The sequence below is a fragment of the Achromobacter sp. UBA4530 genome (assembly GCF_002388205.1).
Lineage (GTDB): Bacteria > Pseudomonadota > Gammaproteobacteria > Burkholderiales > Burkholderiaceae_B > Achromobacter > Achromobacter animicus.
Map to the genome: position 1 here is coordinate 209,855 of NZ_DGMA01000002.1, position 15,788 is coordinate 225,642.

14 protein-coding genes and 1 pseudogene are annotated in these 15,788 nt (G+C 63.8%); 5 read left to right on the plus strand and 10 right to left on the minus strand.

The features are described from left to right. Positions 1-2 precede the first annotated feature (2 nt). The 3 genes from B2W22_RS01550 to B2W22_RS01560 form a co-directional block, all read right to left on the minus strand. Entirely contained in the window at positions 3-962 is a 960-nt protein-coding gene (locus B2W22_RS01550; RefSeq protein ID WP_175123098.1) for a Bug family tripartite tricarboxylate transporter substrate binding protein, read from the minus strand. 75 nt (positions 963-1,037) lie between these two features. Further along, entirely contained in the window at positions 1,038-2,246 is a 1,209-nt protein-coding gene (locus B2W22_RS01555; RefSeq protein WP_175123099.1) for a CaiB/BaiF CoA transferase family protein, read from the minus strand. A 171-nt stretch (positions 2,247-2,417) separates the two neighbouring features. Continuing rightward, entirely contained in the window at positions 2,418-3,332 is a 915-nt protein-coding gene (locus tag B2W22_RS01560) for a LysR family transcriptional regulator (RefSeq protein WP_286935995.1), read from the minus strand. A gap of 745 nt (positions 3,333-4,077) precedes the next feature. Between B2W22_RS01560 and B2W22_RS01565 the strand changes: the two genes are divergently transcribed. The 4 genes and pseudogenes from B2W22_RS01565 to B2W22_RS01580 all read left to right on the plus strand — a co-directional run bounded on the left by B2W22_RS01565 (position 4,078) and on the right by B2W22_RS01580 (position 6,683). Then, on the plus strand, positions 4,078-4,836 hold the full coding sequence (locus B2W22_RS01565) for a GAF domain-containing protein (RefSeq protein ID WP_175123101.1): 759 nt from the start codon (positions 4,078-4,080) through the stop codon (positions 4,834-4,836). Between the two features lies 1 nt (position 4,837). Then, positions 4,838-5,044, plus strand: coding sequence for a sulfatase (locus B2W22_RS01570; RefSeq protein WP_286935996.1), 207 nt, complete (start codon positions 4,838-4,840; stop codon positions 5,042-5,044). A gap of 180 nt (positions 5,045-5,224) precedes the next feature. Beyond that, positions 5,225-5,884, plus strand: a pseudogene (locus B2W22_RS01575) (SOS response-associated peptidase); the annotation flags it as partial. A 256-nt stretch (positions 5,885-6,140) separates the two neighbouring features. Next, positions 6,141-6,683 carry a PIN domain-containing protein gene (locus tag B2W22_RS01580; protein ID WP_239216225.1) on the plus strand — a complete coding sequence of 181 codons (543 nt, stop codon included), beginning with the start codon at positions 6,141-6,143 and terminating at the stop codon, positions 6,681-6,683. 128 nt (positions 6,684-6,811) lie between these two features. Here the strand turns inward: B2W22_RS01580 and B2W22_RS01585 are convergent, their stop codons facing one another. The 6 genes from B2W22_RS01585 to rpsO form a co-directional block, all read right to left on the minus strand. Then, positions 6,812-8,317 carry a tripartite tricarboxylate transporter permease gene (locus tag B2W22_RS01585; RefSeq protein ID WP_175137244.1) on the minus strand — a complete coding sequence of 502 codons (1,506 nt, stop codon included), beginning with the start codon at positions 8,315-8,317 and terminating at the stop codon, positions 6,812-6,814. 10 nt (positions 8,318-8,327) lie between these two features. Continuing rightward, positions 8,328-8,750, minus strand: coding sequence for a tripartite tricarboxylate transporter TctB family protein (locus tag B2W22_RS01590; RefSeq protein WP_175184167.1), 423 nt, complete (start codon positions 8,748-8,750; stop codon positions 8,328-8,330). A gap of 555 nt (positions 8,751-9,305) precedes the next feature. Then, positions 9,306-10,523: a threonine ammonia-lyase gene (locus B2W22_RS01595; RefSeq protein ID WP_175137242.1), complete on the minus strand. Its 1,218-nt coding sequence runs from the start codon at positions 10,521-10,523 to the stop codon at positions 9,306-9,308. A gap of 13 nt (positions 10,524-10,536) precedes the next feature. Continuing rightward, complete coding sequence (locus B2W22_RS01600; protein ID WP_175123107.1) at positions 10,537-11,262, minus strand: hypothetical protein; 726 nt, start codon at positions 11,260-11,262, stop codon at positions 10,537-10,539. Positions 11,263-11,460: 198 nt separating this feature from the next. After that, positions 11,461-13,623 (minus strand): polyribonucleotide nucleotidyltransferase, encoded by a 2,163-nt coding sequence (gene pnp / locus B2W22_RS01605; protein ID WP_175137241.1) that lies wholly within the window; start codon positions 13,621-13,623, stop codon positions 11,461-11,463. Between the two features lie 90 nt (positions 13,624-13,713). Then, complete coding sequence (gene rpsO, locus B2W22_RS01610; RefSeq protein ID WP_006223612.1) at positions 13,714-13,983, minus strand: 30S ribosomal protein S15; 270 nt, start codon at positions 13,981-13,983, stop codon at positions 13,714-13,716. Positions 13,984-14,297: 314 nt separating this feature from the next. Here rpsO and B2W22_RS01615 point away from each other — a divergent pair, with 314 nt between their 5' ends. Beyond that, positions 14,298-14,816: a hypothetical protein gene (locus tag B2W22_RS01615; protein ID WP_175123109.1), complete on the plus strand. Its 519-nt coding sequence runs from the start codon at positions 14,298-14,300 to the stop codon at positions 14,814-14,816. A gap of 67 nt (positions 14,817-14,883) precedes the next feature. Here B2W22_RS01615 and pssA read toward each other — a convergent pair whose 3' ends face one another. Further along, positions 14,884-15,657: a CDP-diacylglycerol--serine O-phosphatidyltransferase gene (pssA, locus tag B2W22_RS01620; RefSeq protein WP_105237630.1), complete on the minus strand. Its 774-nt coding sequence runs from the start codon at positions 15,655-15,657 to the stop codon at positions 14,884-14,886. Positions 15,658-15,788 lie beyond the last annotated feature (131 nt).

Genomic DNA, 15,788 nt, shown 5'->3' on the forward strand with positions numbered 1-15,788 from the left:
TCTTATTGCTGAATGACGATGCCGGCGCTCTTGATGGTCTGCTGCGCCTTGCCGATGTCCGACTGGATCAGCGCGGCAAACTGTGCGCTGGATACAGGGTCGGTCTCGAGTCCCTGCGCCGCCAGCGCGTCCTTCACATCCTGGCGCGCCAGCAGCTTGTTGAAGTCGCTGTTCAGCCGCGTCACGATGGCGTCGGGCGTCTTGGCCGGGGCCAGCACGCCGTAGTAGGTCACCACGCTGAAGTCCTTGTATCCCAGCTCCGCCACGGTCGGCACGTCCGGCAAGGCCGGGTTGCGCTTGGGCGAGGTCACCGCCAGCGCGCGCACCTTGCCCGACTTGATCAGCGTGGCCGCCGACGAGATCGACGAGCCCGCGAACTGCAGATGCCCGCCCATCAGGTCGGCCAGCGCCGGCGCGGAACCCTTGTACGGCACGTGCTGCATCTTGAAGCCGGCTTCGTGCTGCAGCATTTCCATTGCGATGTGCACGCCCCCGCCGGTGCCCGACGTGCCGTACGAAATCTGGTTGGGCGCCTTCTTGGCCGCTTCGATCACCTGAGGCAGCGTCTTGTAGGGCGAGGCCTCCGCCACCAGCAGCACCATCGGCGTCGTGGCCACCAGCGCTACCGGCGTCAGATCCTTGACCGGGTCGTAGGCCACTTTCATCAGCAGCGGAATCAGCGTGACGTTGTCGGACTGGCCGATCACCAGGTCATAGCCCTGCGCGGGCGAGCGCGCCGCTTCGGCCAAGCCCAGCGCGGTGCCGGCGCCGGGCTTGTTCTCGGGCACGACCGCCCAGCCGTTCAGCTCGTGCAGCTTGGTGCTCATCAGGCGGCCGATGTAGTCGGTGCCGCCGCCCGGCGTGGACGGGATGATGATGCGGATGGGTTTGTTCGGATAGTCCTGCGCAGTGGCGGTACATGCGACGGCCAGTGCAGCCAGCGCAACGAGTTTGCGGATCATGGGTGTCTCCTCTTTGATGGATGTCTTGGCGGTCTGACGCCGCCTCGACAGAAATCGGGCGCTAACGCCCTGGCGTCATGCAATCACTCCCGCCGTGCGCAAGGCGTCGATGCGCGCGGCATCCAGGCCCAGGCCTTGAAGAATGGCGTGCGTCTGCGCGCCTTGGGTGGGCGGATCGAACCGCTTGCCCGCCTTGCGGCCATCGAACTCGATGGGCAGCGCGGCGGCCGAGATCTCGCCGCCGTCCGGCAGCCGGGTCGGCAGCAGCGCGCCGCCCGCGTTCAGATGCGCATCATCAAGCAGATCGTGCGGCTGGCGGATCGGGCCATACGACAGATTGGCTTCCTCCAGCGCGGCGCACAGTTCGTCGGTTTTCCAGGTTTTCAGGATTTCACCGACGCCCGGCACCAGCCACGACCGTGCGGCCTCGCGGTCGATGGCGGTCGCCAGGCGCGGATCCGCGGCCCATTCGGGCGGCAGGAATTTCTGCGCGAAGTTGCGCCATTGCGCATCGCCCACCACCGCGACGAACACGCGACCATCGGCGGTTTCGAAGACGTCGTACACGCCCCATGGCGGCTTGCGCTCGGCGCCCATCGGCTTGGGTGCCGTGCCCGTCAATTGGAACTGCGCGATGAACTGTGCAACCAGCAGCAGATTGTTTTCAAAGAGGCCGGACCGCACATGGCGCCCGCGGCCGGTGGCGTGGCGGTCGTGCAGCGCGGCCAACGCGCCCACCACGCCGAACGTGCCGCCCAGGATGTCGTTGACCGACGCCGCCACCCGCTGCGGCGTGTCCGCGCCGCCGTTGATGTAGGCCAGCCCGCCCATCATCTGCACCACCTCGTCCAGCGCGGTGCGGTGCTTGTAGGGACCGGACAGAAAGCCCTTGAGCGACACATAGATCAGCCCCGGGTTCTCAGCCGACAGCGATTCGTAATCGAGTCCGTACTGCGCCAGGCTGCCATCGCGGAAGTTCTCCACGATCATGTCGGTCTGCAGCGCCAGCTTGCGCACGACCTCCTGGCCTTCCGGCGACTTCAGGTCGATCGCAAGACTCTGCTTATTGCGGTTGAAGACCGGAAAGTAGCCGCTGCCGGATCCCTTCAAGCGCCGCGTGCGGTCGCCGTCGATCGGTTCGACCTTGATGACGTCCGCGCCCAGGTCCGCCAGCGACAGGCCGGCGGCCGGCCCCATGATCATGTGAGACAGTTCCAGGACCTTGATGCCGCGCAGCGGCAGTTCGGTGCTGTCCATGAAGGGTGAAGCCGGTGCTGCTGTCATCTGCGGTTCCTCTTGCCAGCCTGTTCAATGGGAGCGCGGCGTCAGCCTCGGAAACTTGTCCGCGCCGCGCCGGCATGTCTGCATCATCGCGGGCGGGCGGCACCGGCGGGTAGCGGTCTTTCAGCACGGGGGCATTCTCGTTTCGGAACGTCCGGGTTAGCCCTGAGGGCGTCAATCCCCCAGCACGCCCAGATGCGCGAGCAGCGCACGCGCAGCCGGCGACAGCGCTTCCGGATCCCGCACCGCAATGCACAGCGGCGTGCTGGACCAAGGCCCTTCCAGCGGAATGAAGCGAATGTCCAGGTGCGCCAGTCGCGGCTTCAGATAATGCGGCACCACCGCCACGCCCATGCCGCGCGACACCAGCAGACAAATGGTCTCGTGCGAACTGACACGCGCGCTGATGCGGCGCGTCATACCCGCCTCGCGCGCCGCCTGATCGAATACGCTGCTGATGCCGTTATCGCGGTTCAGCTCGATCTGCTCGAACGGCAGCAGCTGTGCATAACCGAGCGTCTCGCGGTCAGCCAGCAGATGCCGGCCCGGCACCACCGCCGCCAGTTCGCAATGGCCAAAGGGAAACACCTGCAGGCCTTCGTGTCCGAAGTCGGAACCGGCCGCCACGTCCGCCCGCCCTTCCAGCACGGCGCGAAACGCCGTCTGCGTGGTGTCCTCTTCCAGCGAGATATCGATTTGCGGATTCGCGCGCCGGAAGGACTGGATCTGCGCCGGCAGGTCGCCCGACAAGGCGGCAAAACTGACGGCCAGCCGGATATGCCCGCGTATCCCGGTTGCAAATCCCGCCATGTCGCGGTGCATGCGGTCCATATCCTCCAGCACGCGGCGCACGTGCGCGGCCAGCGCATCGCCGGCCGGCGTCGGCTGCACGCCCTTCACGCCGCGCTCGAGCAGCGGCACGCCAAACGCGTCTTCCATTTCCGACATGCGCTTGCTGACGGCCGACGGCACGATGTTCTCGCGGGCGGCGGCGCGCGCAAGGCTGCCTTCCTCCAGCGCGGCCAGGAACAGGCGCAGGGAAACGGGGTCGATGTCGCGGGACGGCAGGGCGGGCGGGCTGGGCTTCATGGCGCAAAGTGTCGTCCGTAGTCCCGCCGCGCAGGGATCGGGGTTTACCCGCCCGCCGGTCCAGTTCCTGTCGCGATTACCCGTCACCAGCGCGCGCCGCCAATATCCCCGCTGCCAAGGTGGTATAGTCTCGCCCGCTGCCGGCCCCTCGCGGGACGCGCATCGCCCGAGTGGTGAAATTGGTAGACACAAGGGACTTGAACAAATTTGAGCCCTCTGGAGGAAACTCCAAAGGTGAAGCCCGTCAAACTCGGCGAAGGCCCTGGACCCGTTCCGCGCTAACGCCGAGCCAAGCCCCGATGACATATCGGGGAAGGTGTAGAGAGCAGACGGCGGGCACCTAAGGCCGAAAGGGCTATGGTGAAGGCGTGCTCCAGACCACGAACAGCAAGCCTGTGCTGGCGGCGAAAGCCGAAGTGGTAAGAAAATCCCTCGGCCTCGCGGCCGTACCGGTTCGATTCCGGTCTCGGGCACCACCCCTCTGCATCACGATCCAAGGCAGGACGCCATTTCTGCGCCGCCTTCCTTGGCGTTCGCTGTGCCCGTCAGGGGCCGCAACGCCACGCGCCTCCCGAAACTGTTCATGATTGTTTCGCATGCCCACTGGCACCAATGCTCGGCAAGCGTTATGCGCGACTCTGTCTGATTTTTGTTGAGCCTTGGCTACCGCGATAACAGCCAAGCTAGACTTACCTCGCAGAATCGGTCACCTGCCACCCGACGGGTCCGAACAGGAGGGAACCCTATGCGCCTGAAAGAAATCCCCGGCGCCAAAAAGCGACGGCTGCTCGAGAAGCGCTGGCCGCGTGAACTCCTGTATAACGTGCCGCCTATATTCGCGGCCGGCATTGCGGCGATAAAGCTGTGGCATGAGCCAAAGCCTGATTACTTCCTTTTCGGTTGCGCCGCTCTTGCGTTCGTTTGGCTTATTGCCGCCCTCATGGTTCGCGTCAGCGTAGCTCGAGGGGAGGATACCAAAGACAGCCCCGCCGCCGTCCACGAAGGGCTGTATGCTGCGGTGTCCACCGTACACCATATGCTCGCCAAGCAATGCGCCACCCGAGAATGCGGGTCGGACTTGCGGGCAACCTTTCATCGAGTCGTCCCACCTGTCAACGATCCGACTGAGATCGAGCAGATCATCAACTATGCAGGCGGAAGCGGCGAAGGGGTTGGCCGAACGTTTCCGGTGAACGCGGGCATCACCGGCAAAGCCATCCGCAATAAGACCCCATTTGATATGTCGAGCGAAACCGCGACGGACGAACAATTGAGAGATGAGCTCGTTGATGCCTGGGGGTACACTACGGCACAAGCTCGCAGACTCACGCCGGGGCGATATTCCGCATTAGCCATTCCTGTCCTGGACGCTTCTCGACAGCATGCAGTGGGCGTGATCTACTTCGATTCAAGTGACCGTGCATTGTTCGCCCGTGACGATGTAATGGAAATAGTTGGCGCCGGCTGCGAAGCCATCAGCGATTTCGTCACGAAAAGGTATTGACATGACAACTGCCACCCCGCGCTCACGTTGGACTTTCGTAAAAGAGGCAACGGTCATCTCGAAACCGGATGCCAAGATCACGGTACGACAGCTCACCCTCACGGACTCCGGTTTGCGCGCCATCACCAGCGGTAGCAGCGGCATAACACAAGGCGCCCGGGAAGAACCCGGACCTCCGGCACCGATCAAGAAGATGGTCGCCGCATAATGAAAAAAGGAAGCTCTCGAGCTTCCTTTTCAGCATCTGTCGCCCCGCGCCGCATGAGCGCCCTGCTCGCCACGCCTTCTCGCAGTCCCCTCACGCTGGACAAATCGCACGCCCACACGGCAAGCTTGGATACCCCGGAGGCGCCACACCGCGCCTCCCCGTCATTCCGGGAGCCCGTGCATGTGTTCGCACTACCAGACGCTCAAGGACGCCGAACTGCTGCTGCAGAAATTCGGCGTGCGCACCAGACCCGCCGCCATCGGCAAGTACGACATGTGGCCCCGCTACGAAGGGGTGTTCGTGCGGCGTCCGCCTGAGCATGACGCCGGCGACGATGCCGTTCCTGATCGTGAGGCCGCGGCGGGCCGCTGGGGACTGATCAGCGCCATGACGCGTTCAGGCGGCCTGGAACGGGCAGGCAAGCTGTCTACCTTCAATGCCCGCGCGGAGACCGCCGCGGGCTCGTACACGTTCGGCAACGCCTGGCGCCGCGCGCAGCACTGCATCATTCCCGCCGACGCGATCTTCGAGCCGGACTGGACGTCCGGCAAGGCCGTGGCCACCCGTTTCACCCGCGCCGACGGCAAGCCATTGGGCATCGCGGGCTTGTGGGACCGTTATCGCGATGCGGCGGGGCAATGGCAGGAGAGCTACACCATGCTCACCATCAACGCCGACCACGATCCCCTGTTCAGCCGCTATCACCAGCCCAACACGGAAAAGCGCATGGTGGTCATCCTGCCGGAAGGCGCCTATGGCGATTGGCTGACCGCATCGGCCGCCCACAGCCGCGAGATGCTGGTTCCGTTTCCGGCAGACATGCTGACGGCCACCCCGATGGCCCGACCTTTCCTCAGCGGTACCCAACAGGGTCCCGACGACCGAAACCTTCTGGTGCCGGACGACCTCCTGAACAGATCACCCGCTCGGCAGACCACAGAAAAAACCACTATTCTTCTGCCTCGCCTCATATTTCCCGCCCGCCCGGCGACCATCGCCGCACCATTCGTGCGCGTTGCCCGGGCCAGCGACCGAACCGATCTTGACCTCCCTCCCCGCCTCTCCCCCGTTCATCGTCCTGGACGCGTGCGTCCTTATGTCCGGCATCCTGCGCCGCCTGTTGCTGCGCCTGGCCGAGGCCGGCGTGTTCCAGCCCGTATGGACCGAACGCATCGGCGAGGAATGGCGCCGCAACGCCTGCCGCATCTGGGACATTCCGCCGGAGGTGATGGCGGAATTCTGGGCAGACATGAACGCGCGGTTTCCGGCGGCCATGGAATCGGACACGCAGGTCTATGAAGCGTCGCTGCGCTACAGCGATCCGAAGGATTTCCACGTGATTGCGGCCGGGTTGGCGCGGCGCGCGCGCTGCGGGCTGCCTCAGACGCCGACCGTGCAGGTGCTGACGTGGAACCTGAAGGATTTCAATCGATCCGAGCTGCGACGCCAGGGGCTGGACGTCTACAACCCGGACCGGATGCTGGTGCAGTGGTGGCACGCGGGGTCTGAAAACATGCAGGACGCGATTGCGCAGATTCCCGCCGACTACGTCGCGCTGGGCCGCGAGCCGGAGCCGCTGACTGCGACCCTGCATCGCGAACGGCTGTACGGTCTGAAGAACCTGGTGGCGCGTCAATAGACCGCTTGGCGATGAAAGCGGCGGCAATAAGCCGGCGGAAATAAGGCAGGCAATAAGAAGCCGCCAAGAAAAAAGGGGCCTGGCCGGCTTTCGCCGAACCAGACCCGGAGCCAACCGTTACCGTTACGTCAATCGACCTCGACGAAAGCCTCTTCGCGCTTCTTGCGCAGCGCGGGCATCGCAACCAGCACCAGCAGGATCGCGGCAAGCGCCAGCAGCGTGGCCGACAGCGGACGCGTGACAAAGGTGGAGAACTCGCCGCGCGACAGAAGGAGTGCCCGGCGGAAGTTCTCTTCCATCATGGGCCCCAGCACCAGGCCAAGCAGGAGCGGCGCGCCTTCGCAGCCAAGCTTGCTCCACACGTAGCCGATGATGCCGAAGATGGCGAACATGAAGATGTCGAAGGCGTTGTAGTTCAACGAATACACCCCGATCGTGCAGAAGACCAGGATCGCCGGGAACAGCATGCGGTACGGGACGCGCAGCAGCTTCACCCAGATGCCGATCAGCGGCAGGTTCAGCACCACGAGCATCAGGTTGCCGATCCACATCGAGGCGATCAGGCCCCAGAACAGCTCGGGGTGGCTGGACATGACTTGCGGTCCCGGCTGGATATTGTGGATGGTCATCGCGCCCACCATCAGCGCCATCACCGCGTTGCCCGGGATACCCAGCGTCAGCAGCGGAATGAAGGAGGTCTGCGCGCCCGCGTTGTTGGCGGATTCGGGACCGGCCAGCCCGGCGGGGTGGCCCTTGCCGAAGCGCTGCGGCTCTTTCGAGAGCTTCTTTTCCAGCGTGTAGGACGCAAACGCCGACAGCACGGAACCGCCACCCGGCAGGATGCCCAGCGCCGAACCCAGCGCCGTGCCGCGCACGATGGCGGGCGCGGCTTCGCGAAATTCCTGGCGGCTGGGATACAGCGAACCGACCTTGTCGGTGATCTCGACCCGGTTCTCCTTGAGCTCCAGGTTGCTCATGATTTCCGACAGGCCGAAGACGCCCATGGCGACGATGGCAAAGTCGATGCCGTCCTGCAGTTCGGGGATGCTGAAGTCATAGCGCGCCACGCCCGAGTTCACGTCGGTGCCCACCATGCCCAGCAGCAGGCCGAGCAGGATCATGCAGATCGCCTTGGGCAGCGAGCCCGACGCCAGCACCACGGCGCCGATCAGGCCCAGCGCCATCAGCGAGAAGTATTCGGCCGGGCCGAACGCGAATGCCACTTCGGCCAGCGGCGGCGCGAAGGCGGCGATCAGCACGGTGGCGACACTGCCCGCGAAGAACGAGCCGATGGCCGCCAGCGACAGTGCGGCGCCCGCCCGTCCGTTTCTCGCCATCTGGTGCCCGTCCAGCACGGTCACCACCGCCGAGGTCTCGCCCGGCAGGTTCACCAGGATGGCTGTCGTCGACCCGCCGTACTGCGTGCCGTAGTAGATGCCAGCCAGCATGATGAGGCCGGCGGTTGGCGGCAGCACGTAGGTGATGGGCAGCAGCATGGCGATGGTCGGCACGGGACCCAGTCCCGGCAGCACCCCGACCAGCGTGCCCAGCAGGCAGCCGATGAATGCATAAGTCAGGTTTTCGGGGGTGAAAGCCACCGAAAAGCCCAGCATCAGGTTTTGAAGCAATTCCATGTCCGGTACCTCAGTTGGTCAGCACGCTGGGCCACAGCGGAAAAATCAGGCCCAACCCGCGAATGAACGCGAGGTAGGAGAACGCCACGAGGAACAGGCCGTTGGCGACGGCAACCTTCCAGTTGAATTCGTGGCTGGCGACGCTGCTGATCAGGACAAGCAGGAACACCGAGAGGTAGAGGCCGAGATAACGCAGGGAAAAGCCGTACAGGAACACGGACCCGACGACGAGAAAAAGAATGCGGAAGTCATAGCGGCCGATGGTCGTTTTCTCGGCGCGGGGGGACAAGGCGCTCATCAGCACCGTCGCGCCCATCAGCGCCAGCACGATGCCGAGCCAGAACGGAAAGTAACCGGGGCCCATGCGCGCCGCGCTGCCCATGGAATATTGGGTCGCCTGCAACGCAAAGCCTCCCCCCACCACGATGAACATGACGCCAGACCAGAAATCCTGTCTGTTTTTTATCAATCTGCTTTCTCCCTAATCTGCTGCGGCCCCAAAAACATGACTTCAGGCGCAAGCATTTCTCGTTCAACGCAGCCTCCCCAAAGGACGGCAACGACATGAACGCGGGATATTAAATCGTGGGCCGACATATCTCATATCGGTAGGAACCATGACTTCCCTGGGGATATCCCGCGACCACTCAATGGACAGATTTCGTCCAAAACAAAGGCGAACACGCTGCAGAAATCGCAGAAATTCCCTTTAAAAACCGTGTTTTCGCGGAAGTTGAGGCTCGCGCAAAAAGTTCCACGTCCGATCACAAGGTGGTCAGCGGAGAAATATGCGGACGCACTTTTTGTGAGAAGGACGGCTCCAAATCGTCCCTCGGGCGAGCCTCAGAGCAGCAGATGCAGGGCCTGCTCGGGGCGCCTTCAATCCGACCATCAAAGCAAAATCGCTCCGGCCGAAGTTCGGCCGGAGCGACAGTTTTCTGACAGGATATTGAAAGAATCTGGCGGCGTCCTAATGCCGCCCGGCAGGTCAGTGGTCGTGGTTGCTGGCGGCAAATCCGGCCGCGTTCAGGATGTCGATCACTTCCTGGATGTGCTCGGGACCGCGCGTCTGGAGCACGAAATCCACCTCGACATTGCGCACGGGCAGCGATGTGAACGCGCGTTGGTGGTGCACTTCTGTAATGTTGGCCTGCGCGTCGGCAATCAGTTTGGTGGCATGGGCCAGCGCCCCGGGCAGGTCACGCAGGTCGACGCGGATCCGCGCCAGCCGCCCGGCCCGCACCATGCCGCGCTCGATCAGCTCGCCCAGCATCAGCGGGTCGATGTTGCCGCCCGTCAGCACCAGCCCGATGCGCTTGCCCTTGTAGCGGTCGCTGCCCTCTTCCTGCGCGCGCAGCAAGGCGGCCAGGCCCGCGGCGCCGGCGCCTTCCACGACGGTCTTTTCAATTTCCAGCAGCACGACGATGGCGTGCTCGATGTCCGCTTCGCTGACCAGTTCGATGCGGTCGACCAGTCGTTGCACGACCGCCAGCGTCAGATCGCCTGGCGATTTGACGGCGATGCCCTCGGCGATGGTGTACTGCCCCGGCGGCATGGTGACGCCCTTGACGGCCGCGTACATGGCCGGAAAGCGCTCGGTCTGCACGCCCACGATCTCGATGTCGGGGTTCACGGCCTTGGCGGCGGTGGAGATGCCGGAGATTAGCCCGCCGCCGCCGATGGCGATGACCAGGGTGTCCAGCTTGGGCTGGTCTTCCAGCATTTCAAGCGCGACGGTCCCCTGCCCCGCCATGACGGCTTCGTCGTCGTAGGGGTGGATCATGATGAGGCCGCGTTCGCGAGCCAGCTCGTAGCCGCGCGCCTTGGCATCGTCAAAGGTGTCGCCTGCCAGAACGACTTCAGCGCCGAAGCGCCGCGTGTTGGCGACCTTCACCGTCGGCGTGAAGCGCGGCATGACGATCACCGCCGGCACGCCCATGCGCTGGGCATGGTAGGCCACGCCTTGCGCGTGGTTGCCCGCCGACACCGCGATCACGCCCTTGGCGCGCTCCTCGTCCGACAGCGTGAGCATGCGGTTCAGCGCCCCGCGCTCCTTGAAGGATGCGGTGAACTGCAGGTTCTCGAATTTCAGCCAGATCTCGGCGCCGAAAATGTCGGACAGCGTGCGGGACAGGGTGAACGGGGTCTTCAGGACCTGGCCGCGCAGCTTTTCGCGGGCGGCCTGGATGGATGCGATATCGATCACGATGGAAATCCGGTTAACGCACAGGCAGGAAGTTGAACAGCAAAAGGCCCTGGGCGTAGTTGATGCCGATGCGCCGGGAGTTCTCGCCGAGCAGGTTGGCGATCAGGTCCAGCCGGCCGATGATGGCGCCGAACTCGCGCTCGAAGCTGAGATTCGTGGCGGTCGGGGAAATTTCGTTGGCCAGCAACAGCAATTCGCCCTGGTTGTTGCGGCGCGTGGCCAGCAGCCAGGCCGCGGCCTCGACGTTCCGTGCGGCATTGTAGACCCGCTGGCCGTCCAGGGCGTCTGTCGCGTACAGACGCGTCTTGCCGTTGTGCGCGGCGATGATGGTGTCCGCAAGCCCGTAGATGAAGGCGCCGACCCGGTCGCCCGGATAATTGGGATCCAGGGCAACTGCTAGGATCTGGATGTCGCGCAGCCCGCTCAGATCTCTCGGCGGCACGCGGACTTCGATGGAATGCTTGACGCGGTTCACCGCCGTCGCCAAGTCCGGCGCACCGGTCTTGCGCCATTCCCGAGGATTGCGGCGGTACAGCTTGTCCAGCAACGAATACAGGCTGGTCAGGTTGTCGCGTACCTCGAGCGTGACCGTCCGGTTGAAGTCCGTCTGCGCGAACTGGTCCGCCGTCATGTCCTCGCCCTTGGGGCCACGCTGGCCCGCCCCGGGGGGCGACATGCAGCCGGTCAACAGCGCCGCCAACAGCGCTGCGGTGACTGCGGTTATCGGCCACGCCGTCATGCCTTGTTCATCCGTATGCCCCCTTCGATCAAGCGTGAAGCGCGCCATTGCACCCGGCGGCGCGTCTCTCGCGCAAGACTTTACAGGAAGGCGGACGAACTGGGGAGCAGCGACCCATCCCCCTCACGTTCAGCCGCGCCAGGCAAAAAAAACGGCGCCTCGGATGAGGCGCCGCTTTTCAATCAGGAGGCTGCAGGCTTATTCAGCTTGCGGTTCCGATTGGGGGGCAGCTTCGGGAGCGGCAGCGGCTTGCTGCTGCTCGATGCCACCGATTGCCTTGATGGACAGGCGCAGACGGCCCTTGTCGTCGGCCTCGATGACCTTGACGCGGACTTGCTGGCCGACCTTCAGCACATCGTTGATGTTCGCGATGCGGTAGTTGGCGATTTCGGAGATGTGCAGCAGACCGTCGCGGCCCGGCAGCACTTGCACGATGGCGCCGAAGTCCAGCAGACGCAGGACCGAGCCTTCGTAGATCTGGCCCACTTCGACGTCGGCGGTCAGCTCGACGATGCGGCGCTGGGCTTCCTTGGCCTGCGCTTCGTCGACGCTGGCGATCACGATCGTGCCGTCGTCGGAGATGTCGATCTGCGTGCCGGTTTCTTCGGTCAGCGCGCGGATGGTGGCGCCGCCCTTGCCGATCACGTCACGGATCTTCTCGGGGTTGATCTTGATGGTCAGCATGCGCGGCGCGAACGCCGACAGCTCGCCGCGCGAACCGTCCAGGGCGTCCTTCATCTTGCCGAGGATGTGCAGACGGCCTTCGCGGGCCTGGTCCAGCGCAACCTGCATGATTTCCTTGGTGATGCCCTGGATCTTGATGTCCATCTGCAGTGCGGTAACGCCGTTTTCGGTGCCCGCAACCTTGAAGTCCATGTCGCCCAGGTGATCTTCGTCGCCCAGGATGTCCGTCAGCACGGCAAACTTGCCGCCGTCCAGGATCAGGCCCATGGCCACGCCGGCCACGTGATCCTTGATGGGCACACCAGCGTCCATCATGGCGAGCGAGCCGCCGCAGACCGAGGCCATCGACGAGGAGCCGTTGGATTCGGTGATTTCCGACACGAGGCGGATCGTGTACTGGAAGTCTTCCGGAGCCGGCAGGAGCGGCACCAGCGAGCGCTTGGCCAGACGGCCGTGGCCGATTTCGCGGCGCTTCGGCACACCAATGCGGCCGGTTTCGCCGGTGGCGAACGGAGGCATGTTGTAGTGCATCATGAAGCGGTCACGGTACTCGCCCATGAGCGCGTCGATGATCTGTTCGTCTTGCTTGGTGCCCAGCGTGGCCACGACCAGCGCCTGGGTTTCACCACGGGTGAACAGGGCGCTGCCGTGCGCGCGGGGCAGCACGCCCAGACGCACGCTGATCGGACGGACGGTGCGGGTGTCGCGGCCGTCGATGCGCGGTTCGCCGTTCAGGATCTGGCCACGGACGATGGCCGATTCCAGCGAGAACATGATGTTGTCGACCGTGACGGCGTCGGGAGCCGATTCGCCCTTTTCGGCAGCGGCGGCAGCCAGCTTGGCCGACACCTCGGCCGACACTTCACGCAGCTTGGCGGTGCGGGCCTGCTTTTCGCGGATCTGGTAGGCGGCGTTCAGGCCTTCCTGGGCGGCGGCGGTGACCGCGGCGATCAGGGCCTCGTCCTTGGCGGGAGCCTGCCAATCCCAATCGGGCTTGCCAGCATCCTTCACGAGGTCGTGAATGGCGTTGATGACGGTCTGCATTTGCTGGTGGCCGTAGACCACGCCGCCCAACATGACTTCTTCGGACAGCTGGTCAGCTTCCGATTCGACCATCAGCACGGCGTTTTCCGTACCGGCGACAACCAGGTTCAGCTTGGAGGACTTCAGTTCCGATGCGGTCGGATTGATGGTGTATTGACCATCGATGTAACCCACGCGCGCGGCGCCGATCGGGCCATTGAACGGGATGCCCGAGATGGCCAGTGCGGCCGAGGCGCCGATCATGGCGGCGATGTCGGGATCGATTTCAGGATTGACCGACAGCGTGTGCAGGACCACCTGGACTTCGTTGTAGAAGTCTTCAGGGAACAGCGGACGCAGCGGACGGTCGATCAGGCGCGACGTCAGCGTTTCCTTTTCGGAGGGCTTGCCTTCGCGCTTGAAGAACCCGCCCGGAATACGGCCGGCGGCGTAGGTCTTTTCGATGTAGTCGACGGTCAGCGGGAAGAACGTCTGACCCGGCTTGGCCTTCTTGGCAGCCACGACGGTGGCCAGGACGACGGTGTCCTCGATCGACACCACAACGGCGCCGGAGGCCTGGCGAGCGATTTCGCCAGTTTCCAGGACGACCGTGTGCTGGCCGTACTGGAACGATTTAGTCACTTTGTTGAACATGACGATTATTCCTTACAAATGAAAAACCGTGGCCGCTGCGACATGCGTCGCACCGACCACGGTTGCGTCATGGGGAGCCAGCCCCGTCGATCACTTGCGCAGACCGAGTTTTTCGATCAGTGCGCGGTACGAATCGGGATTGCGGCCCTTGAGATAGTCGAGCAGCTTGCGGCGACGGCTGACCATACGCAGCAGACCGCGGCGCGAGTGATGATCCTTCATGTGTTCTTTGAAGTGACCGGTCAGCTCGTTGATACGGGCGGTGAGCAGAGCCACCTGAACTTCGGGGGAGCCGGTATCGCCCTGAGCGCGTTGGAATTGCGCAACGATATCGGATTTCTTGATGTCAGCTACAGACATTGATGACCTCTTCGGACATGCGACAGGGCCGAGGCGCCCTGACGTGGTTTGGAAAATTTTGCGCGAGCCAGGCTTGAATTCGCTTTCTCACTGCTGCCATTGGCGGGATCGGGCAGGACCGGCACATGAGGCTTGGCGCCATGTTGCGGGTACTGCGACAAGCCGCCGGCGGCTGGCGCAAAGGATCTTGCAGAATCAATACATTTGATAAAGCTCGGCGATTATAGCTGATTCGCTAGAATTACCCCAGCAAGAAGACCGGGCCCGCCGCGAGGGCCGGCCAAGCCGCAGTGCGCACCCGAAGGAGCATGGACATGATCAGCTTATACAGAACGGCCCGCGTGACCCTGGCCTCGATCGCACTGGCCGGACTGGCCGCCTGCGCCAACATGACCGAGGTGCCGCCCGGCACCCCGCTTTCGCAAGTTCAGGCGCAGTTCGGCGCGCCCAACTTCGAATGCCCCCAGGCCAATGGCGGCCGCCGGGTGATCTGGACGCAGCAGCCCATGGGCCAGTACGCCTGGGGCGCGAACGTCGGCCCCGATGGCCGGGTCGACCGGGTGATGCCGCTTCTGACCGACGCGCACTTCAAAGTGCTGGAGACCGGAGATTGGGGGCCGGATCGGGTGCGCTGCGAGTTCGGCCCGCCAGCTCGTATCGAACAGGCTGGCCTGGGCGAAAAGCGCGAGGTCGTCTGGTCGTATCGCTATAAGGAAAACAGCGTCTGGAATTCCCTGATGTACGTGTACATGAGCCGCGACGGCAGCAAGGTCACCCACTTCCACCCCGGACCAGACCCCATGTACGACGACGACCGGTTCAACTTCTGGTAGCACCACCCGGAACAAAAAACCCGCCAATCTCTGCGATGGCGGGTTTTTTGTTGGCGGCGTCTGGACGTCAGGACGAATGACCGCGTCGCTCCTGCTGCAGACGGCGCACCTTGTTCCAGCGCCACAGCCAGGTGACCCAGCCCGACAGGCCGTACAGCACGAACAGGCCAAACAGGACAACGGGAGGATCGCTGGACACGAACACGAACACCGCAACGACAAGCAGGATGCCCCAGAACGGCACGCTGCGGCCCAGGGCGAAGCTCTTGCCGCTGAAGAACGGCGCATTCGACACCATGGTGATGCCGGCGTACATGGTCAGCGTGAACGCCACCCAGGCCATCAGGCTGTCATGGATGGGCAGTTTGTTGTCCACGGCCAGCCAGACGAAACCCGCCACCAGCGCAGCTGCGGCCGGGCTGGGCAATCCCTGGAAGAAACGTTTGTCCACGACGGCGATATTGGTGTTGAAACGCGCCAGCCGCAACGCCGCGCCGGACACATAGACGAAAGCCGCCAGCCAGCCCCAGCGGCCCAGGTCGTTCAGGATCCATTCATACATGACCAGCGCCGGCGCCACACCGAACGACGTCATGTCGGACAGCGAGTCGTATTGCTCGCCAAATGCGGACTGCGTGTTGGTCAGACGGGCCACCCGGCCGTCCATGCCGTCCAGCACCATGGCGACAAAAATGGCGATGGCGGCGACTTCGAAGCGGTCGTTCATGGCCTGCACAACGGCGTAGAACCCGGCAAACAAAGCGGCGGTGGTGAACGCGTTGGGGAGCAGGTAAATGCTCCGGTGGCGGTTCTCGGAATCGCGCATGGAAAAATTGGGCATGGTCTCAATAACTTACGACGGACTTTGAAAGGTTAACCTATCTGGCCCTGCTTGCGGGCTACAGCAAGGATCATGCCCGTCCCCATTTGGCGCCAAAGCGCCCAAATGGCTGCGAAAAGGCCAAAAAATAA

Coding starts and splice junctions, on each gene's coding strand:
- B2W22_RS01550 (WP_175123098.1), bottom strand. CDS start 962: ATGATCCGCAAACTCGTTGCGCTGGCTGCACTGGCCGTCGCATGTACC.
- B2W22_RS01555 (WP_175123099.1), bottom strand. CDS start 2,246: ATGACAGCAGCACCGGCTTCACCCTTCATGGACAGCACCGAACTGCCG.
- B2W22_RS01560 (WP_286935995.1), bottom strand. CDS start 3,332: ATGAAGCCCAGCCCGCCCGCCCTGCCGTCCCGCGACATCGACCCCGTT.
- B2W22_RS01565 (WP_175123101.1), top strand. CDS start 4,078: ATGCGCCTGAAAGAAATCCCCGGCGCCAAAAAGCGACGGCTGCTCGAG.
- B2W22_RS01570 (WP_286935996.1), top strand. CDS start 4,838: ATGACAACTGCCACCCCGCGCTCACGTTGGACTTTCGTAAAAGAGGCA.
- B2W22_RS01580 (WP_239216225.1), top strand. CDS start 6,141: ATGTCCGGCATCCTGCGCCGCCTGTTGCTGCGCCTGGCCGAGGCCGGC.
- B2W22_RS01585 (WP_175137244.1), bottom strand. CDS start 8,317: ATGGAATTGCTTCAAAACCTGATGCTGGGCTTTTCGGTGGCTTTCACC.
- B2W22_RS01590 (WP_175184167.1), bottom strand. CDS start 8,750: ATGTTCATCGTGGTGGGGGGAGGCTTTGCGTTGCAGGCGACCCAATAT.
- B2W22_RS01600 (WP_175123107.1), bottom strand. CDS start 11,262: ATGACGGCGTGGCCGATAACCGCAGTCACCGCAGCGCTGTTGGCGGCG.
- pnp (WP_175137241.1), bottom strand. CDS start 13,623: ATGTTCAACAAAGTGACTAAATCGTTCCAGTACGGCCAGCACACGGTC.
- rpsO (WP_006223612.1), bottom strand. CDS start 13,983: ATGTCTGTAGCTGACATCAAGAAATCCGATATCGTTGCGCAATTCCAA.
- B2W22_RS01615 (WP_175123109.1), top strand. CDS start 14,298: ATGATCAGCTTATACAGAACGGCCCGCGTGACCCTGGCCTCGATCGCA.
- pssA (WP_105237630.1), bottom strand. CDS start 15,657: ATGCCCAATTTTTCCATGCGCGATTCCGAGAACCGCCACCGGAGCATT.